Here is a 15,058-nt window from a genome sequence, read left to right as displayed (position 1 = left end):
TCTAACCGTCGTAGCCTTCGATGATTTCCATGTCGCCGGTCGAGACCGGATCGCGCAGCGCCTTGGCGTCTTGATAGGCGACCGAGTCGTAGCAGGCCTTTGCGGTGTCGAAATCCTTGAATTCGATCACGACGGTACGGGCGCGTGTTTGTCCTTCGCGGACTTCTTTCGCGCCGCCGCGCACCAGGAATTTCGCGCCGTATTCGGCAAAGGGCGCCGCATTGGCCGCCACGTAGTCCTTGTAACGCTCCATATCGTCAACATCGACATGGGCAACCCAATATCCCTTTGGCATTCGGAATCCTTTTTTGTCTTTTTGATAAGCTGAAACAGAAGCGAAACAAAAACAATGGCCGCCTTGGCCTGAATTTCCCCGTTCGGTTCCGGAAAATCCAAAAAATTCGTTAAGTAACGGGGTTGCGCCTAGTGAAAGCCGCCCGTTTTGCGCGGGCGGCTTCAAGGGGTATGTCAGCCGAGTTCAGAAAGGCGGGCAAGCGCCTCTTTGATCTTGGTTTCTTCCTCTTCGCGGGCGGCAAGGTTCTCGCGCGCTTCTTCCACCACCTCATCGGGGGCGGAGGCCACGAACTTCGGATTGTTCAACCGTCCGCGCAGGCCGCCAAGTTCCTTGGCCAGTTTGCCAAGGGTTTTCTCAAGGCGTGCCTTTTCCTCGTCGATGTCGATGATATCGGCGAGCGGCAGGCCGAAGGAAGCGCCGGGCGCCGAGATCGAGACACAGCCCTTCGGCAGGCTGTCGACCTTGGTCAGGCTGTCGATCCGCGCAAGGCGTTTGATCAGCGCCTCGTTGCGGTCCCATGCGGTTTGGGCGGCCTCGTCGATCTCGGTCACCAACATGGCGACCTTGAGGCCCGCAGGCACATGCATCTGCGCGCGGGCAGAGCGGGTGTTCTCGATGACCGAGATCACCCAGTTGATCTCCCGGTCGGCCTCGGCATTGACCAGGTCAGCGGCGGCGTAGGCAGGCCAATCAGCATGCACCAGCATCTTGGTGCGGGTTCCGGTCTGGCCCCACAGCTCTTCGGTGATGAAGGGCATGATCGGGTGCAGAAGGATCAGGCACTGATCCATGACCCAGCGCATGGTCTCGCGGGTCTCGGCCTGGGCTGCGGCGTCTTCACCCTGCAACAATGGCTTGGATAGCTCCACATACCAGTCGCAGACCTTGCCCCAGACAAAGGCGTAAAGCGCCTGCGCCGCATCGTTGAAACGATAGGCCTCTAGCGCCGCGTCCACTTCCTCACGCACGCGGGCGGTTTCGCCGATGATCCAGGCGTTGACGGCCTGCGCGGGCTTCAGATCGGCCACATCGGTCTGCTGCACCGCATCGGCGAAGACCTCGTTCATCTCGGCAAAGCGGATGGCGTTCCACAGCTTGGTGCCAAAGTTCCGGTAGCCGGCGATCCGCTGCATATCGAGCTTCAGCACCCCGCCGAGGCTCGCCATCGCCGCATTGGTGAAACGCAGCGCATCGGCGCCGTATTCGTCAATGATATCCAGCGGGTCGATGACGTTGCCGGTGGATTTCGACATCTTCTTGCCCTTGGCGTCGCGCACAAGGCCATGCAGGTAAACAGTGTCGAACGGGATCTGATCCACGACGGCCAGCTGCATCATCATCATGCGGGCAACCCAGAAGAACAGGATGTCCTGCCCGGTGACCAGCGTCGAGGTCGGGAAGTATTTGCCAAGTTCCTCGGTCTGTTCAGGCCAGCCCAGCGTGCCGATTGGCCACAGACCGGAAGAGAACCAGGTGTCGAGCACATCGGGGTCACGCCAGACCGGGTAGATCAGTTTGGTCGGATCCTGGGTGGTTTCATACTCGGCCAGCGCGGCGGCAAAGGCCTTGACCGCATCGGCGCGGGTTTCGACTTCAACCACCTGCGCGTGGTTCAGCGGCGTCGGCAGGCCAACCAGAATGTCGTCGAATTGCGGTTTGACGCTGTCGAAATCAGCGGCGCAATGGCGCGGCTCTTCGCCGATCAGCAGCTTCTGCTCCCACATCAGGCGCAGGCTTTCGACCAGATCAAGCGCGCCATCGCCCTCGTCATCGGTGAACCCTTCACCGGAGAGGTCAAAGCCGTACCAGACCGGGATCTGGTGGCCCCACCACAGCTGGCGCGAAATGCACCAGGGTTCGATGTTTTCCAGCCAGTGGTAATAGGTCTTCTCACCCGACTCCGGCAAGATCCTGACGGTGCCGTCCTTCACGGCCTCCAGCGCCGGGCCGACGACCTTTTCAGCGTCCACGAACCACTGGTCGGTCAGCATCGGTTCGATCACCACCTTGGAGCGGTCGCCGAAGGGCTGCATGATCGGCTTGTTCTCGACCAGCGGCACCATGGTTTCGACCAGGTTGCCCTCGTCGTCCGTCTTGGCCTCTTTCACCATCACCGCGAGACCTTCGTCGGTGATCTGCTGCACTACGGCCTTGCGGGCCTCAAAGCGGTCCAGACCGCGCAGGTCCTCGGGCACAAGGTTGATGGCGTCGGCTTCGGCCTCCGAAAGGGTTTGCTCGCCCTTGGCGACGGCCATGGCCGTGGTTGCGGCCTCTTCGTAAGGCGCACCATCGGCACGCATCGCGCCCTTGGTGTCCATCAGGCGGTACATCGGGATACCGCCGCGCTTGGCCACCTGATAGTCGTTGAAATCATGTGCGCCGGTGATCTTCACCGCACCCGAGCCGAAGTCGGGGTCGGGGTATTCATCGGTGATGATCGGGATCAGGCGGCGGTGTTCCTTGGGGCCCACTGGGATCTCGACCAGCTTGCCTACGATAGGGGCATAGCGCGCGTCATCGGGGTGCACGGCCACGGCGCCATCGCCCAGCATGGTTTCGGGGCGGGTAGTGGCGATGGAGATGTAATCGCGCTCTTCCTCGAGCGTGACATTCCCGTCCTCGTCCTTTTCGACGTAGGTATAGGTTGCACCGCCCGCGAGAGGGTATTTGAAGTGCCACATGTGGCCCGCAACCTCGATATTCTCCACCTCAAGGTCGGAAATCGCGGTCTCAAAATGCGGGTCCCAGTTCACCAGCCGCTTGCCGCGGTAGATCAGGCCCTTGTTGAACATCTCCACAAAGACCTTGATGACGGCATCGTGGAAGTTGCCCTCTTCGCCTTCCGGGGCACCGGGGGCGCCGGACATGGTGAAGGCGTTGCGCGACCAGTCACAGGAGGCGCCGAGGCGTTTCAACTGGTTGACGATGGTGCCGCCGGACTGGCTTTTCCAGTCCCAGACCTTTTCCAGGAACTTTTCCCGGCCGAGTTCGGCGCGGGAGGGCTGCTGGTTCTTCGCCAGTTCGCGTTCCACAACCATCTGGGTGGCGATGCCGGCGTGGTCCTGTCCAGGCTGCCACAGGGTGTCAAAGCCCTGCATGCGTTTCCAGCGGATCAGGATGTCCTGCAGCGTGTTGTTAAAAGCATGGCCCATGTGCAGGACGCCGGTGACATTGGGGGGCGGGATCATGATGCAATAGGTGGAAGCCTCGGGCTTCGCGTTTGCGCCTGCCTTGAAACAGCCCGCCTCTTCCCAGGCCGCGTAAAGACGGCTTTCGGCTTCGGCTGCGTTGAATGTCTTTTCCATCGCCATCGGTTTGGTCCTGCGTGCGTGTCATTTTTCGTCGCGTTCTCCCATATAGAACGGGGCGGCAAAGGGAAAGTGCCAAGGCGGGCAGGAAAATAAGGCAGGCGGGGGGAGTAATGCGGGTTTTGGCGCCGTCAACGCGCGGGGCGGTAACGGTGGTTTAACTCTGAGCCGCTAAGGTGGTTTATGAAGAGAACAGCGGGTCCTCCCCTCGGTCCGCCATTCACGAGACGCCCGGCCAGACTTTGATGCGGATGCCCGCAAAGTCGGCCGGGCGCACTACTTTTGGCACCCCGTAAATTCTGTTTTCACCGGTGTTGAAGGATGGGCGCGGCGCCTAGCCCCGGCTGCCGCTGCGGTCCAGTTTGGTCGACAGGTGGATCAGGCTTTCTGAAGAGCGAACGCCGCGCGCCTCGCCAATGCGGTCGATGGTTTCGTCCAGTTCATCCGTGGTTTGGGCCACGACCTGCGCCAACAGGTCGAACCGGCCCGAGGTCGTATGCACCACTTCGACCCCCGGAAGGCTGCGCAGACGGGCCAGAACTTCGGGGCCGCTGCGGGGTTCGATGGAGATCAGCACCGTCGCCTGCAGGGGCGGGCGCACCGCAGGGGAGATCTTCAGCGTGTACCCGGCGATAACGCCCAGCGTTTCCAGCCGTTCGATCCGGGTTTGAACGGTGGTGCGCGCAAGATTGAGGTGACGCGCCAGTTCGGCCACCGGGCGGCGGGCATTGTCGCGCAAAAGCGCCAGAAGTCGCTGATCTGTTTCGTCTATCTGCATTTTGTATGCACCATAATGACGGGAATTTCCGTCATACTATCAATAGTGACGGGGGAAATCGACGCGCAACCGGGCGAAAATGCAAGAAAACCGTCAATCGGCACGCAGTCCGTCCAACAAGGCTTTGATCTTATGCAGCATATTCCCCCGCTCTGGCTTGACCCCGAAACGCATCTTGCGCGGCGGCAGCCGGATCATCCCATCCTCTATTTCTCGCCGCGGGTGCTGCACGAGGTGGCGGACCGGTTCCTGACCGGCTTTCCGGGGCTGGTGACCTATGCAGTCAAGGCGAACCCCCATCCTGCGGTTCTGTCCAATCTGGTGGCCGCCGGGGTGTCGGCCTTTGATGTGGCCTCGCCTGCGGAAATGGAGGCGGTGCGCGCGGCCAGTGCGGATGCGGTGATGCATTACAATAACCCGGTGCGTTCGGATGTGGAAATCGCGGCGGGTATCTCTCATGGCGTGGCCAGCTGGTCGGTGGATGAGGCGAGCGAGCTGGACAAGCTGGCCGATGTGCCGCGCGACTGCGAGATCGCGGTGCGCTTTGCCCTGCCGGTACAGGGGGCGGCCTATGATTTTGGCAGCAAGTTCGGCGCCGCCCCGGAAGAGGCGATCGCGCTGCTGCAACGGGTTGCGGCAGAGGGCTGGACACCGGCCCTGTGTTTTCATCCCGGCACCCAATGTGAGGATGCCTCGGCTTGGGTCGAATATATCCACGCCGCACGCCGGATCGTCGATGCTGCCGGGGTAAAGGTGGCGCGGCTGAACGTCGGAGGTGGCTTTGCCGCCAACCGCGATGGCGTGGCGCCGGATCTTGAGACGGTGTTTTCAGCCATTGGGACTGCTGTGTGCGATGCCTTTGGTGACGCCGCGCCAGAGCTGATCTGCGAGCCGGGTCGGGCGATGGTGTCTGAGGCCTTTACCCTTGCCGCCCGCATCAAAGGCCTCCGCCAGGGCGGCGGCGTGGTCTACCTCAACGATGGGATCTATGGCGGGCTGGTCGACTTCCGCGACATGGGTTTGCCCGGGCGCGTGACCGTGGTCAGCGCCGAAGGGCAGCACCGGTCGGCGCCGCGCAAACCGCGCATCGTGTTCGGCCCGACCTGCGACAGCCTGGACCGTCTTCCGGATGGTCTGCCGTTGCCCGAAGACAGCGTGACAGGCGATTATGTGCTGTTCCCCGGGCTTGGTGCTTATTCTTCCGCCATGAGCACGCAATTCAATGGCTATGGCCTTTCGGATGTGGCCACCGTGATCGAGCTCTCTGGACAAGCTGGCACGCGAGGCTAATGTCGGCCCCAAAGCAGCACTGAGCGCGCGAAGGGGATGAGCATGGAAAAGTTCGGAAAAAGCCAGCCGGTGAAACGGGTCGAGGATGTCCGGTTCCTGACGGGACACGGTCGCTATATCGAGGATTCTGCGCCCCAGGGCGCCTTGCGCTGCTGGGTTCTGCGCAGCCCCGTGGCGCATGGCACGATCACCCGTTTGGACGTCGAAGATGCCCGCGCCGCCGCGGGCGTACAGATGGTGGTGACCTATGCCGACTATCTTGAGGCGGGTTATGACACCGGAATCGATGGCATCCTGATCAAGAATCGCGACGGATCGGGCGCAGCGGCGCCGCACCGCCCGATGCTGGCCCATGATCGGGTGCGCCATGTCGGCGAACCTGTGGCGGTCGTCGTGGCCGAAACCATGGATCAGGCCCGTGATGCCGGAGAATTGATCGAGCTGGAAATCGACGATCTGCCGGTGAAAATGGACATCGCGCCGGGCGGTGAGCCGCTGCACCCGGATGTGCCCGATAACCTTGGTTTTGACTGGGGTATGGGCGATGAGGCCGCAACAGAAGCCGCCTTTGCCGAGGCGGCTCATACCGTGGCGCTGCAAGTCGAGGACAACCGGGTCATCGTCAACTCTATGGAGCCGCGCGGCTGTTTTGCCGAATGGAAGGACGACCGTCTGCATTTCACCTTTGGCGGGCAGGGAGTCTGGGGCGTCAAATCCAACCTCGCCAAGAAACTGCGCCTTGAAGAAGAGCAGGTACATGTGGTGACCCCGGATGTGGGCGGCGGCTTTGGCATGAAATCGCAGCCCTATCCGGAATATTATGCGGTTGCCCATGCGGCGAAGGTTCTGGGACGGCCGGTGCTTTGGGTTGGGGACCGCACGGAATCGATGCTGTCGGACAATGGTGGGCGCGATCTGACCTCGCTGGCGGAACTGGCCTTTGATGCGGATCTGAAGATCACCGCCTATCGGGTGAACACCCGTTGCAACCTTGGCGCCTACAACGCGCCTTTCGGCCAGATCATCCAGACGACCCTGTTCAGCCGCGTTCTGGCCGGGGTTTATGACATCCAGACCGCCTGGCTGCGTGTCGAAGGGATCTATACCAACACCACCCAGGTTGATGCCTATCGCGGCGCCGGCCGCCCCGAGGCGATTTATGTGCTGGAGCGGGTGATGGACCGGGCCGCGCGTGAACTTGGCGTTGATCCCTGGGAGCTGCGGCGCCGCAATTTCATCGCCCCGGCAGCCTTTCCTTATGCCACCGTCACTGGCGAAAGCTACGATGTCGGCGATTTCAACCGGGTGCTGAGCCGCGCCGCGGAAGAGGCTGATATGGCAGGCTATCCGGCCCGCAAGGCTGCAGATGCAGCATCGGGCAAACTGCGGGGCGTCGGCCTGTGTTACTATATCGAAAGCATTTTGGGTGATCCTTCGGAAGGCGCGGAAGTGGAGTTTCTGGAGGACGGCCGGGTGAATATCTATGTCGGCACGCAAAGCAACGGACAGGGGCATGAAACCGTTTACGCGCAGTTCCTTGCGGATCAGACCGGCATTCCCGCAGACCAGATCCACGTGGTGCAGGGCGACAGTGACCTGATCGCCAAGGGCGGCGGCACAGGCGGGTCGTGTTCGGTCACCACGCAGGCCAATGCTACCCTTGCCACCGTCGATGCGATGGTCGCGGCCTTTACGCCTTTCCTCGCCGATGAAATGGGCGTCGAGGAAGACGCAATCGAATTTGATGGTGAAACCTTCCGCGCGCCGGGATCCAACGTTACCCCCACCGTACTTGAAGCGGCCGAGATGGCCCGCGCGCAGGGCCGGACCGAGTTGCTGCGTCACTCGGCGCGGGCCACGCTGCCGGGGCGCTCGTTCCCGAACGGGGCTCATATCTGTGAGGTGGTGATCGACCCCGAAACCGGCGCGTCCGAGGTTGACCGCTATACTGTGGTGGATGACTTTGGTAACCTGATCAACCCGGCGCTGGCCGAAGGGCAGGTGCATGGCGGTGTTGCGCAGGGCCTGGGTCAGGCAATGCTGGAACATGTGGTCTATGACGAAGAGGGGCAGCTGCTCACGGCAACGTTCATGGACTATGCCATGCCACGGGCGTCAGATATGCCAATGATCGGCTTTGCGACCGAGGCCGTGCCCTCGACCCAGAACCCGATGGGGATGAAGGGCTGCGGCGAGGCTGGAACCGTGGGCGCCATGGCGGCGGTCGCCAATGCGGTGCAGGATGCGGTCTGGGCACGCGGTGTGCACCAGATGGACATGCCGTTCACGCCGTTGAAACTATGGGAAGTGCTAAGGGATGTCTCTGTCGCAGCTGAGTAAACGTGTCTTTGGATGGCTCGGACGGCCTTTGCGGTCCGAGCATTCCGCCGAGACCGCGCTGCGCGGGCCGCAGGCCCATGTGATCATTCTGGACGGGACCATGACCTCGCTGCGGCCGGGCCACGAATCCCATGCCGGGCAGACTTACCTTCTGTGCAAGGAGGTCGGCCCGGAAGTTTCCGTATTCTACGAAACCGGTGTGCAATGGACTGGCTGGTCCAGTGCGCGGGATGTCATGGTGGGCACAGGGATCAACCGGCAGATCCGTCGTGCCTATGGCTATCTCGCCTCGCGCTACCGGCCTGGCGACAGTATTTTCCTGATCGGATACAGCCGCGGGGCCTATGCGGTACGCTCATTGGCCGGGGTGATCGGCGAGGTGGGCCTGCTGCGGCCCGAACACGCCACCGAACGCAATATTCGCACCGCCTACCGCCATTACCAGCAGGGGCAGGACGCGGAGATCGCGCGCGCCTTTCACGATGCCTATTGCCACGCTGAAACCCAGATCGAAATGATCGGCGTCTGGGACACGGTCAAGGCGCTGGGCTTTCGCCTGCCGGTACTGTGGCGCTGGTCCAAGGACCCGCATGGGTTTCACAACGACGAATTGGGCCCGCATGTGAAGAATGGCTATCATGCGCTGGCGCTGGAGGAGACCCGCGACGTCTTTGCCCCGGTGCTGTGGTCCTGTCCCGACGGGTTCAACGGCCGGGTGGAGCAGATGTGGTTCCGCGGCGCCCATGGGGATGTGGGCGGGCAGCTTGGCGGTTTTGAGGCGGCGCGGCCGCTCGCGAACCTGTCGCTGGTCTGGATGCTGGAAAAGGCCGAGGATTGCGGATTGCCGCTGCCGCAGGATTGGCGCATGCGGTTCCCGGTGGATCCCGGCGCGCCATCGGTCGGCACCTGGCGCGGCTGGGGTAAGATCTTCTTGCTGCGCAGTCGCCGTCCGGTGGGCAAGGACCCGAGCGAGCGTCTGCACAGCAGTGCTAAGGGTTTTGTGATCAAGGAAAAGCGCTCGGCCTGGCGCCTGTTCTGGCCCTCGCGCGCAGCACGCTAAGCCTTCGTGTTGATCAAGGGGCGTGGAGGAATGCTTTCCTATGCGAATAGAACGCTTTGATTTAGCAGATAGCTACGAAGCCGAGTGTCAGATCAGTGAGGAACACCAAGTTGGGGATATCTACCATCGACGTGGAAACCGAGTAGGAAGTGGCGCCACACTGACACCGGTTGCCCGGTTTTTTGTCTGGCGTCCTGACTACTCGGAAGGGGTAAATTCGCACTGGCGCGTTGATTGTTACGTAAAGAGGCATCGCTTGTCTGGTGCCCCCGAAAAGCTAGCCAAGGCTCTTTCTGCCGCGCTGTTGGAGCGAGGCATCTGTGAGGCACCGATGTGGATCGGCTGGCACCGGAGCGAGGAACAGGGTGGGCAAGCGGTTGGAGATCTGTTCGAACTAGACTGAAGATCACAAGGTATCGATCAGCCTTTTGCGGGCGGCAGTTTCATCACGATGCAGGTGGTTGAACCTGTCGCATAGAGCTTGCCATCCTCGACGCCGCGGATTTCGCCATGGGCCACGCCGGTCGACCGTCCCACGTGATCGGTGACGCCGATGCAATCCACTGTGACGCCCAGTGGAATTGAGCGCAAGATGTTGATCTTGTATTCCAGCGTCGTATAGGCGGATCCCTTGGGCACGCGGGTCATCACCGCGCAGGCCATGGCGCTGTCCAAGAGCGTGCCATACCAGCCGCCGTGCACGGTGCCCATGGGATTGGTATATGCAAACTCCGGCGTGCCGCGGAAGACAATGCGGCCGTCGCCAACCTCGTGCAGAGCATAGCCCAGCTGCGCGCCGATGGGCGGGCCGGGCAGTTTGCCATCCAGAATGCCTTGCATGAATTCAAGGCCCGAAAGCTGGGTGATTTCCGACATCGGCAGCAGGTCCGCAGGCGATTTTGCAATGAACATGAAAGAGATGCCCCATCCAATTGAAGTGCCCGGCGCCAAGGCCGGGCAATCAGAGTTCCATTTTGGAATGAGGCTAGGCGCGGCTTACGGCGCCAGCAAGTCTTACGCCACGTTCTCGAGCGAGACCTTGGGCGTGATGCCAAGGGCAAAACAGACATCGCGGGTCAGCTCAGGACGGTTCAGCGTGTAGAAATGCAGCTTCTCGACGCCACCTTCCAGCAACTCGGTGCAGAGCTCGCTGCACATCGCGGTGGCCAGCAGATCAGCGCGGTCATCGCGCAGCGCCTTTTCAAAGGCATCCTCGACCCAGGCGGGGATCTTGGTGCCGCAGCGGCGGGCGAAATTGCGGGCGCCTTTCCAGTTCTCGATCGGCAGGATGCCCGGCGTCAGTTTCGAGCCGTCAATGCCCGCCTTTTCGCAGGCATCGCGGAAGCGGAAGAAGGTTTCGGGTTCGAAGAAGAACTGCGTCAACGCTTCGTCCGCGCCTGCGTCCAGCTTGCGCTTCAGCCAGTCGACATCGGCCTGGGCGGTTGCGGCATCGGGGTGCTGGTCGGGGTAGGCACCGACACGCACGGTGAATTTGCCGGTGTCCGCCAGGGCCTCGATCAGTTCAACCGAATTGGCGAACCCGTCGGGGTGCGGCGTGAACTTGCCTTCGCCCTTTGGCGGGTCGCCGCGCAGGGCAACGATTTCAGACACGCCTGCCTCGGCAAAGCGGTCCGCGATCTCCATCGTTTCGGCCTTGGTCGCTTGCACGCAGGTCAGGTGCGCGGCCACATTTAGGCCCGAGGATTTATGCAGCGTTGCCACAGCATCGCGGGTCAGATCGCGGGTGGTGCCACCGGCGCCATAGGTGACGGATACAAAGCGCGGGTCCAGCGGTGCCAGAACCTGAACCGTGTCCCAAAGGCGGAAAGAAGCCTCAAGCGACTGCGGCGGAAAGAACTCGAACGAGATGTCAGGGGTCTTCATTAGGGGATCTCCGACTGATTTGACCTCTTGTTGCACACGCAGCATTGTGAGACAAACTCATAATTCTCAAGAACAACATGAGCGACGCGATAGAATGCACATCGAATTCCGCCATCTGCGCACGATCAAGGCCATCCACGAAGCCGGCGGTCTGGCCCGCGCGGCCGAGCAGCTGAACATCACGCAAAGCGCGCTCAGCCATCAGATCAAGGGGCTGGAGGAACAAGCGGGGGTGGAGTTGTTCCTGCGCCGCTCCAAGCCGATGAAACTGTCGCCTGCCGGGCTGCGGCTATTGCGTTTGGCCGAACAGGTCCTGCCGCAGGTCGAGGCCGCACAGGCCGAGTTTTCCAACCTGCGCGAGGGTCACGCCGGGCGGATGCATATCGCCATCGAATGCCACGCCTGTTTCGAATGGCTGTTCCCCGTGCTTGAGGCCTTTCGCAAGAGCTGGTCGGACGTTGACGTGGACATTCGCCCCGGCCTTGCCTTTGACGCGCTGCCCGCGCTGCAAAAGGAAGAGGTGGATCTGGTAGTTTCGTCCGACCCGGATACGCTGCCCGGCATCGAATTTATCGAGTTGTTTGATTACCGGCCGGTTTTCGTCGCCTCATCGCAGAACCCGCTGGCGGTAAAACCCTATATCGACGCGGAGGATTTCAAGGACCAGACGCTGATCACCTATCCGGTGGAAAAATCCCGTCTGGATGTGTTCAGCCAGCTTCTGACCCCGGCGGGGGTTGAACCTGCATCCATCCGCCAGGTTGAGCTGACCGCCGTGATCCTCTTGTTGGTGGCATCGAACCGAGGGGTGTCAGTTCTGCCGGATTGGGTGGTGCGCGAGGTCAAGTATTCCTCGGACTATGTGACCCGGCCGCTGACCGCAGAGGGGATTACCCGCAGGCTCTATGCTGCGGTGCGCAGCGAGGACCGCGAAAAGCCCTATATGCAAGAGCTGATCCGCCTGGCCAAGGTCGAGGCGCGCAAGCTGCAGCAGCAATAACGCGTTTGGCAGTGCCCCAGCCGGGCTGATCTCGGCGGGGGCGGTTTCTTGGACGTAAACAGGCGGTCAGATCAGTTTGACGATCTGCTTGCCAGTATTGCCGCCCTTCAGCAGCGAGCGGAACGCCTCGGGGGCGTTTTCCAGACCAGTGGCGATGTCCTCAAGGAAGCGGATCTCACCCGAGGCAACCTTGGGCGCGACCTCTTTCAGGAACTCCGGGTAGCGGTCGAAATGATTCGAGATGATGAAGCCGTTCACCGACAGGAATTTCACCAGGATATTGCGCCAGATGTTCGGCCCGGTCAGCGCCACATCCGATGCGCCTGCGCCCAGACCGCCGGCGTTGTACCAGGCGATCATGCCGCAGATCGGGATACGCCCATGCGGGTTCATCAGCGGCAGCACCGCCTCCAGCACCTTGCCGCCGACGTTTTCGAAATAGATGTCGATGCCCTTGGGGCAGGCCTCGGCCAGATCCTTGCGCAGGGATTTTGCATCCGCATAGGCACGGTGGTCCAGGCAGGCGTCAAAGCCGAAGGTCTCGGTCGCCAGTTTGCATTTGTCGGCGCCGCCCGCGATGCCGACAACGCGCAGGCCTGCCAGTTTGGCCAGTTGTCCGACCATTGAACCAACGGGACCGGTTGCGGCGGCCACCACCAGGGTTTCGCCCGCTTCAGGTCGGCCATAGGCGGTCAAGCCATGCCATCCGGTAAAACCGGGCATGCCCAGCACGCCAAGCGCTGCGGTGATCGGACCCTGCGCCGGATCCAGCTTGCGCAGTTCCTTGGCTGGCAGGCAGCCGTGGCTGGCCCAACCCAGCATGCCAAAGGCGAAATCGCCCGGTTTGAAGTGCGGGCTGTTCGACGCGATGACCTCACCCACGGCGCCGGCCTCCATGGTGCCGCCGATAGGCACCGGCGCGGCATAGGACTTGGCATCGTCCATGCGGCCACGCATATAGGGATCCAGCGACATATAGTGCGATTTAACAAGCACTTCGCCCTCGCCGGGCTGCGGCAGGTCAACGGTTTCAAGGCGGAAATTGTCATCCGTGGGCTCGCCGTCCGGGCGGCTGGCCAGCACGATACGCTGCATCTGTTCGGTCATTTGGATCTCCCTATCCATTGTGTCACTGTCCGTCTCACCTGTGTCTCACTGGGGCGATGCGGCTTATCTGAACTGTGTAGTTCAGTTTTGCGGAATGCAACCATCCTCGAAAATAACCCGACGGCAAAGAAGGCAAAGACGCTGTCCCGGAATTGCAGGGTATTGGCTCTTGGCAAGAAGGGGCAGGGCGCGTATAGGCACGGTTTGACCGGCATCTCCCCGACCGACACAGGAGTCTGCAGATATGATTGGCAGCGCGAACCTTAATGTGATGATCAAGGCCGCCCGCAAGGCAGGCCGCTCCCTCGTGAAAGACTTTCGCGAGGTTGAGAACCTTCAGGTCTCGATGAAAGGCGCGGGTGACTTTGTGTCCCGGGCGGATATCGCCGCGGAAAAGATCCTCAAGGATGAGCTGATGGGCGCGCGCCCGACCTACGGCTGGCTGGCCGAAGAGGGCGGAGAGACCCCCGGCGAGGATCCCACCCGCCGCTGGATCGTGGATCCGCTGGATGGCACCACCAACTTCCTGCATGGCCTGCCGCATTGGGCGATTTCGATCGCGCTGGAGCACAAGGGTAAGATCGTGGCCGGAGTGATCTATGATGCCGCCAAGGACGAGATGTTCTTTGCCGAAAAGGGCGCCGGTGCCTGGATGAACGACACACGCATCCGGGTGTCGGGCCGTCACCGGATGATCGAATCCATTTTTGCAACCGGTTTGCCGTTTGGTGGCCGCTCGGATCTGCCTGCGACCCTGCAGGATCTGGCGCGGCTGATGCCCGCCTGCGCCGGTGTGCGCCGCTGGGGCGCTGCGGCGCTGGACATGGCCTATGTGGCGGCTGGCCGCTACGAAGGGTTCTGGGAACGTCGCCTGAACGCCTGGGACATGGCGGCTGGCATCATTATCGTCAAAGAGGCCGGCGGGTTGATCGAGGCGCTGGACCCCGAGGAGAGCATTCTCGAATCCGGCGAAGTCGTCTGCGCGAACGAGCCGATGTTCGAAGCCTTTGCGAAAGTGATCCGGGGCTGATCCCAAGACAGGGGTGCCGGGGTTATCCCCAGGCCGTCCACAAGAATTCCACATGAAGAAGCGCGTGCAATCCCAGCGGTTGCGCGCGCTTCTTCATTTATCCACCTGGGCAGGATTGGTTTATTTGCCCCAAGGACCCGGCCTTGAATGCGGATGGCGGCTCTTGCGGGGCAGGCGGGGAATGCGGCTCGGGCTATAGGTGTAATGGGTATCAGGATGATCGGGGCGACCATGGGTACGGTTCCAGAACACAGGGCCGCCGCGTTTCATCCACAGGGGCAGGCAGAGCGCCATGCCAACGACGAAACCGCCCGTATGCGCCCAATAGGCGACCCCGCCAGTGTTGGGATCAGCGCCAAGCCCGCCGATGAATTGCAGGGCCAGCCAGACCCCCAGCATGATGAAGGCGGGGATCGAAAAGACCCGGAAATAGATGATGAGCACCAGAAGGATATCCACCCGCGCCTTTGGAAACATCAGAAGGTAGCCCCCCATGACCCCGGCAATCGCACCGGATGCCCCGACCGTGGGCACGTTGGACAGTGGGCCTGCCATCACGTGGATCAGTCCGGCGCCCAGCCCTGCCAATAGGTAGAAACCCAGAAAGGGCAGGTGGCCCATCTCGTCTTCAAGGTTGTCGCCGAAAATCCAAAGGAACAGCATATTCCCGGCCAGATGCATGAAACCCGCGTGCAGGAACATCGAGGTGAACAAGCTGCTGAGATGGCGACCGTAGGAGAGTTCAGCCGGAACGATGCCGTAGGTATAGTAGAAGCCTGCCATCAGCCGGGGGCTGGTGTAGGTGGTCACGGCATAAAGAAACACCGCGATATTCACTGCCATCAGCAGGTAGACGACATAGGGCGTGCGCCCGGATGGATTGTGATCACGCAGCGGAAACATGCGGGAACGCTGGGCCGGTTTCGGCCCAGCGTCAAGCGGTTATCGGGCAAAGCTGTTGCCGGA

The 15,058-nt window shown here is 61.7% G+C and carries 12 protein-coding genes; 5 read left to right on the top strand and 7 right to left on the bottom strand.

Annotation, left to right across the window (positions count from 1 at the left end):
* Position 1 precedes the first annotated feature (1 nt).
* The 3 genes from JL2886_RS03165 to JL2886_RS03155 form a co-directional block, all read right to left on the bottom strand.
* Positions 2-295 (bottom strand): DUF1330 domain-containing protein, encoded by a 294-nt coding sequence (locus JL2886_RS03165; RefSeq protein ID WP_065270686.1) that lies wholly within the window; start codon positions 293-295, stop codon positions 2-4.
* Between the two features lie 173 nt (positions 296-468).
* Positions 469-3,606, bottom strand: a complete 3,138-nt coding sequence (locus JL2886_RS03160) for a valine--tRNA ligase (RefSeq protein WP_065270685.1) — start codon at positions 3,604-3,606, stop codon at positions 469-471.
* A 331-nt stretch (positions 3,607-3,937) separates the two neighbouring features.
* Positions 3,938-4,381 carry an Lrp/AsnC family transcriptional regulator gene (locus tag JL2886_RS03155; protein WP_065270684.1) on the bottom strand — a complete coding sequence of 148 codons (444 nt, stop codon included), beginning with the start codon at positions 4,379-4,381 and terminating at the stop codon, positions 3,938-3,940.
* 132 nt (positions 4,382-4,513) lie between these two features.
* On the opposite strand from JL2886_RS03155, the gene JL2886_RS03150 reads away from it, so the two are divergent.
* From JL2886_RS03150 to JL2886_RS03140, 3 genes are read left to right on the top strand one after another with little or no spacing between them, the layout of a single operon-like run.
* Positions 4,514-5,671 (top strand): type III PLP-dependent enzyme, encoded by a 1,158-nt coding sequence (locus JL2886_RS03150; RefSeq protein ID WP_065270683.1) that lies wholly within the window; start codon positions 4,514-4,516, stop codon positions 5,669-5,671.
* 42 nt (positions 5,672-5,713) lie between these two features.
* Positions 5,714-8,011: a xanthine dehydrogenase family protein molybdopterin-binding subunit gene (locus JL2886_RS03145; RefSeq protein ID WP_065273506.1), complete on the top strand. Its 2,298-nt coding sequence runs from the start codon at positions 5,714-5,716 to the stop codon at positions 8,009-8,011.
* The gene (locus JL2886_RS03140) at positions 7,989-9,071 is read left to right on the top strand and encodes a DUF2235 domain-containing protein (protein WP_065270682.1); all 1,083 of its coding nucleotides are present in this window, start codon (positions 7,989-7,991) and stop codon (positions 9,069-9,071) included. The genes JL2886_RS03145 and JL2886_RS03140 overlap by 23 nt, the downstream gene beginning before the upstream one ends.
* 420 nt (positions 9,072-9,491) lie before the next feature.
* On the opposite strand, the gene JL2886_RS03135 is transcribed toward JL2886_RS03140, so the two are convergent.
* Together JL2886_RS03135 and metF are read right to left on the bottom strand one after the other, a co-directional pair.
* Positions 9,492-9,983, bottom strand: a complete 492-nt coding sequence (locus JL2886_RS03135) for a PaaI family thioesterase (RefSeq protein WP_065270681.1) — start codon at positions 9,981-9,983, stop codon at positions 9,492-9,494.
* A gap of 102 nt (positions 9,984-10,085) precedes the next feature.
* Complete coding sequence (gene metF / locus JL2886_RS03130) at positions 10,086-10,955, bottom strand: methylenetetrahydrofolate reductase [NAD(P)H] (RefSeq protein WP_065270680.1); 870 nt, start codon at positions 10,953-10,955, stop codon at positions 10,086-10,088.
* A 94-nt stretch (positions 10,956-11,049) separates the two neighbouring features.
* Here metF and JL2886_RS03125 point away from each other — a divergent pair, with 94 nt between their 5' ends.
* Entirely contained in the window at positions 11,050-11,955 is a 906-nt protein-coding gene (locus tag JL2886_RS03125) for a LysR family transcriptional regulator (protein ID WP_065270679.1), read from the top strand.
* 66 nt (positions 11,956-12,021) lie between these two features.
* On the opposite strand, the gene JL2886_RS03120 is transcribed toward JL2886_RS03125, so the two are convergent.
* Entirely contained in the window at positions 12,022-13,062 is a 1,041-nt protein-coding gene (locus JL2886_RS03120; RefSeq protein WP_065270678.1) for an NADP-dependent oxidoreductase, read from the bottom strand.
* 244 nt (positions 13,063-13,306) lie between these two features.
* Between JL2886_RS03120 and JL2886_RS03115 the strand changes: the two genes are divergently transcribed.
* Positions 13,307-14,092: an inositol monophosphatase family protein gene (locus JL2886_RS03115; RefSeq protein ID WP_065270677.1), complete on the top strand. Its 786-nt coding sequence runs from the start codon at positions 13,307-13,309 to the stop codon at positions 14,090-14,092.
* A gap of 120 nt (positions 14,093-14,212) precedes the next feature.
* On the opposite strand, the gene JL2886_RS03110 is transcribed toward JL2886_RS03115, so the two are convergent.
* Positions 14,213-14,995, bottom strand: coding sequence for a rhomboid family intramembrane serine protease (locus tag JL2886_RS03110; RefSeq protein ID WP_065270676.1), 783 nt, complete (start codon positions 14,993-14,995; stop codon positions 14,213-14,215).
* Positions 14,996-15,058: the final 63 nt, after the last annotated feature.

This window comes from Phaeobacter gallaeciensis (assembly GCF_001678945.1).
GTDB classification, from domain to species: Bacteria; Pseudomonadota; Alphaproteobacteria; order Rhodobacterales; family Rhodobacteraceae; genus Phycobacter; species Phycobacter gallaeciensis_A.
Note: the sequence above shows the minus strand (reverse complement) of the source record. Positions and strands in the feature narration are given on the sequence as shown.

Bases quoted from the DNA above. Each gene is read 5' to 3' on its own strand.
- JL2886_RS03125 (WP_065270679.1), top strand. From the start codon at position 11,050: ATGCACATCGAATTCCGCCATCTGCGCACGATCAAGGCCATCCACGAA.
- JL2886_RS03115 (WP_065270677.1), top strand. From the start codon at position 13,307: ATGATTGGCAGCGCGAACCTTAATGTGATGATCAAGGCCGCCCGCAAG.
- JL2886_RS03135 (WP_065270681.1), bottom strand. From the start codon at position 9,983: ATGTTCATTGCAAAATCGCCTGCGGACCTGCTGCCGATGTCGGAAATC.
- JL2886_RS03110 (WP_065270676.1), bottom strand. From the start codon at position 14,995: ATGTTTCCGCTGCGTGATCACAATCCATCCGGGCGCACGCCCTATGTC.
- JL2886_RS03155 (WP_065270684.1), bottom strand. From the start codon at position 4,381: ATGCAGATAGACGAAACAGATCAGCGACTTCTGGCGCTTTTGCGCGAC.
- JL2886_RS03165 (WP_065270686.1), bottom strand. From the start codon at position 295: ATGCCAAAGGGATATTGGGTTGCCCATGTCGATGTTGACGATATGGAG.
- JL2886_RS03120 (WP_065270678.1), bottom strand. From the start codon at position 13,062: ATGACCGAACAGATGCAGCGTATCGTGCTGGCCAGCCGCCCGGACGGC.
- JL2886_RS03160 (WP_065270685.1), bottom strand. From the start codon at position 3,606: ATGGCGATGGAAAAGACATTCAACGCAGCCGAAGCCGAAAGCCGTCTT.
- metF (WP_065270680.1), bottom strand. From the start codon at position 10,955: ATGAAGACCCCTGACATCTCGTTCGAGTTCTTTCCGCCGCAGTCGCTT.
- JL2886_RS03150 (WP_065270683.1), top strand. From the start codon at position 4,514: ATGCAGCATATTCCCCCGCTCTGGCTTGACCCCGAAACGCATCTTGCG.
- JL2886_RS03140 (WP_065270682.1), top strand. From the start codon at position 7,989: ATGTCTCTGTCGCAGCTGAGTAAACGTGTCTTTGGATGGCTCGGACGG.
- JL2886_RS03145 (WP_065273506.1), top strand. From the start codon at position 5,714: ATGGAAAAGTTCGGAAAAAGCCAGCCGGTGAAACGGGTCGAGGATGTC.